The following is a 4,099-nucleotide window of genomic DNA, read 5'->3' on the forward strand; positions in this document are numbered from 1 at the left end:
TGGGGTGGCGGGTGGTGGTGACGTGGTCGTCCCGCTCGGTGGCGCTGTTCGATGCGGTCGTGCTGCCGGACGACGGGGACGAAGGAGCGTTGTCGGGTGTGTATGTGCCGGCTGTTTCGGGTGGTCCGTGGGTGAACAGTCCGGTGGCGGCGCGGGGTGTCGGCGCGGTGGTGAAGGCGGCGCGTGTGCGGCTTTCCGAGGGGTTGCCGGAGTACATGGTGCCCTCGGCGGTGATGGTGCTGGACCGGCTGCCGCTCACGCCGAACGGGAAGCTGGACCGCAAGGCACTGCCCGCACCCGAGTACGTGTCTGCGGCGACTGGTCGTGCCGCTCGTACTCCGCAGGAGGAGACGCTGTGCGGGCTGTTCGCCGAGGTCCTGGGCCTCGAACGGGTCGGGATCGACGACAGCTTCTTCGACCTCGGCGGCCACTCCCTCCTCGTCACCCGGCTGGTGAGCCGCATCCGCAGCGTGGTCGGCGTCGAGCTTCCCATCAAGGATGTCTTCGAGGCTCCGACCGTGGCGCTCTTGGTGGAGCGGCTGCGTGGCGAGGGCCGCGTCCGTAGGTCGCTGGTGCCGGTGGAGCGGCCGGATGTGGTGCCGCTGTCGTTCGCGCAGCGTCGTCTGTGGTTCCTGCACAAGCTGGAGGGACCGTCCGCCACTTACAACATGCCGCTGGCGTTCCGCCTCGCCGGCTCCGTCGACGTGGAGGCGCTGCACGCGGCGCTGCTCGATGTGGCCGCTCGGCACGAGTCGCTGCGTACGGTCTTCCCGGAGGTGAACGGCGAGCCCCGCCAGGTGGTGCTCGACTCTGTCGATGCCGCGTTCGGCTGGGAGCACCGTCGGGTGAGTGAGGCCGAGTTGCCGACAGTGCTGCAGGAGGTGTCCCGCTACGGGTTCGAACTCGCTTCCGAGACACCGCTCAGGGCCTGGCTCTTCGACACGGATGACGACACCAGTGTCCTCCTGTTGCTGTTCCACCACATCGCAGCGGACGGGTGGTCGATGGGTCCGCTGGCGCGGGATGTGGTGGCGGCGTATACGGCGCGTTCGCGGGGTGGTGTGCCGCAGTGGTCGGAGTTGCCGGTGCAGTATGCGGACTACACGCTGTGGCAGCGTGAGCTGCTGGGTGACGAGGACGACCCGGACAGCCTCTACGCCCAGCAGGTCGACTACTGGCGCGACAAGCTGGCGGATCTGCCCGAACAGGTGACCTTCCCGACCGACCGGCCCCGGCCGGCAGTGGCCTCGTACGCCGGTGAGACCGTCACGTTCGAGATCGAGGGAGCGCTGCACCGGCGCATGGCGGAACTGGCCCGCGAAACCGGTTCCACCGTGTTCATGGTGTTGCAGGCCGGTATGGCGGCTTTGCTGACGCGTTTGGGTGCGGGGACCGATATCGCGTTGGGCAGTGGTGTGGCGGGGCGTACCGATGAGGCGCTGGACGATCTTGTCGGCTTGTTCGTGAACACGTTCGTGCTGCGGACGGACACGTCGGGTGATCCGGGGTTCGAGGAGTTGCTGGGTCGGGTGCGGGAGTCGAGTCTGGCGGCGTACGCGCACCAGGACGTTCCCTTCGAACATCTGGTGGAGTTGCTGAACCCGAACCGTTCCACCTCCCACCACCCGCTCTTCCAGGTCGCACTCGTCCTCCAGAACACCGACCAGGCGGACTTCACGCTTCCAGGACTGCAGGTCAGCACGACCGAGGCCGATCCGGGCACAGCGCGGTTCGACATGCTGCTGTCGCTGACCGAACGGCACGACGCCGCCGGGGCCCCCGCGGGGATCGAGACCGTCGTGGAGTACGCGACGGACCTGTTCGACCTTTCCACGATCGAGGCGCTCTTCGACCGCTGGAAGCGACTGCTGGAGCAGGCGCTCAGCGACCCCGCACAGCCCATCGGCAAGGCCGTCCTGCTGACCCAGGCCGAGCGGCAGAAGACCCTGACGACCTGGAACGACACCGCGGTCGACGTGCGCCGAGAGACTCTCGCCAGCTTGGTCGAGGCACAGGTGGCGCGTACTCCGGATGCCACTGCCGTGCTGTCCGCCGACACGACGCTCAGCTATGCCGAGGTGAACGCGCGAGCCAACCGACTCGCCCGCCATCTGGTCACCCGGGGCGCCGGGCCCGAGCAACTGGTGGCCGTTGCTCTGCCCCGCTCCGCCGACACGGTCGTGGCATTCCTCGCGGTGATCAAGACCGGTGCCGCCTATCTCCCGCTCGACCCCGAGGACCCGGCCGAGCGTCTCCGACGCACACTGGATGACGCGCAGCCGGCACTGATGCTCGTCTCCCGCGACCACGACCCGGGCGCCGTGGACGCGGAGGTCCCGCGCGTCGTCGTGGACGAGACGTCGACCGACGAAGCAGTCGCTCAGCAGGACGCCTCCGACCTGACGGATGCCGATCGCCTGGCTCCGCTGACTCCGACCGGCCCGCTGTACGTCATCTACACCTCCGGCTCCACCGGACGGCCGAAGGGCGTCGTGGTCGAACACCGCGGGCTGGCGAACAATCTGCAGTGGATGCAGGACGCCTACCCGGTCGGGCCCGGCGACGTACTGCTGTTCCGTACCTCCGTACGGTTCGACTCCGTCGGACTGGAGATCTGGTTCCCTCTGCTGCACGGTGCCGCAGTCTGCGTGGCCCCCGGCGACGTGGTGCGCGACCCGCAGCGCCTCGTCTCCTTCATGGCAGACAACAGCGTCACGGTCGCGCAGTTCCCGCCGTCCCTGCTGGCCAATCTGCCCGAGCCGCCTGCCGGGCACTCGGTGCGGCGTATCTGGGCCAGTGGCGAGGCCCTGCGCCCGGATCTCGCCGCTCGCATCGCCGCCTCCTGGAACAGCGAGCTCTCCAACCTCTACGGCCCGACCGAGATGACCATCCAGGTCGCCTCCTCGGTCTGGCAGGGCCCGGACGGTGCCGCGCACAGCGTTCCGATCGGACGGCCGATGTGGAACACCCGGCTGTTCGTCCTCGACGCGGGCCTGCAGCCGGTCCCGGTCGGAGTCGTGGGAGAGCTCTATGCCACCGGCGTCCAGGTGTCACGTGGCTATCTGCGGCGTCCCGGGCTGACGGCGGAGCGGTTTGTGGCCTCTCCGTTCGAGGCGGGCGTGCGGATGTATCGCACGGGTGACCTGGTGCGGTGGCGTGCGGACGGTCAGTTGGAGTTCGTGGGGCGTGCGGATGAGCAGGTGAAGCTGCGGGGCTTCCGGATCGAGCCGGGGGAGATCGAGTCGGTGCTGGCCGGCTGTGCGGGTGTGCGGGAGGCGGCGGTGGTGGCGCGTGAGGACGTGCCCGGTGACCAGCGACTCGCCGCGTACGTCGTGCCGGACCTCGAGGCGGCTGCCGCGGCCGGGACCGCTGCCGGTCCCGGTGCGGTCATGGAGCCCGCCATGGTGAGCGATGCCCAGGTGGAGGAATGGCGCGAGATCTATGACTCGGTTTATGCCGAGAGTGCCTATGGCGAGTTCGGTGAGGATTTCGCCGGCTGGGACAGCGCATACACCGGTGAGCCGATTCCGTTGGGTGAGATGCGGGCGTGGCGGGATGCGGTTGTTGAGCGGGTGCGTGGTTTTGGTGGTGGCCGGGTTCTGGAGATCGGGGTGGGGTCTGGTCTGTTGATGGGCCATTTGGCGCCGGGGGTTGGGGAGTATTGGGGTACGGATCTGTCGGGTGCGGTGATTGAGCGGCTTCGTCGCCAGGTGGCCGGGGCGGGGTTGGCGGATCGGGTGTGGTTGCGGTGTCAGGCGGCGGATGAGGCCGGGGACCTGCCCTTGGGGTATTTCGACACGGTGGTGATCAATTCGGTGGTGCAGTACTTCCCGGATGGGGAGTATCTGGCCCGGGTGTTGGACCGGGTGCTGGAGTTGTTGGTGCCGGGTGGTCGTGTGGTGGTGGGGGATGTGCGGCATGCGGGGTCGTTGCGTGCTTTGCATGCGGCGGTGCATGGGGATCGTGGTGTGCAGGCGCGTGCGGTGGTGGATCGTGCGGTGTTGTTGGAGAAGGAGTTGGTGGTGGCTCCGGAGTTCTTCACGGAGCTGGCCGGGGGTGATGGCCGTGTGGGGGCTGTGGATGTGCGGCTCAAGCGGGG

General features: G+C 68.5%; 1 protein-coding gene. It reads left to right on the forward strand.

The genetic code is table 11. The annotated features are described in order from the left end of the window. Positions 1–4,099 (forward strand): non-ribosomal peptide synthetase (locus BMX65_RS31080; protein ID WP_143081908.1); only part of this gene is annotated, 4,099 nt, incomplete at both ends.

Origin of the sequence: Streptomyces qinglanensis (assembly GCF_900111245.1) — a bacterium.
GTDB classification, from domain to species: Bacteria; Actinomycetota; Actinomycetes; order Streptomycetales; family Streptomycetaceae; genus Streptomyces; species Streptomyces qinglanensis.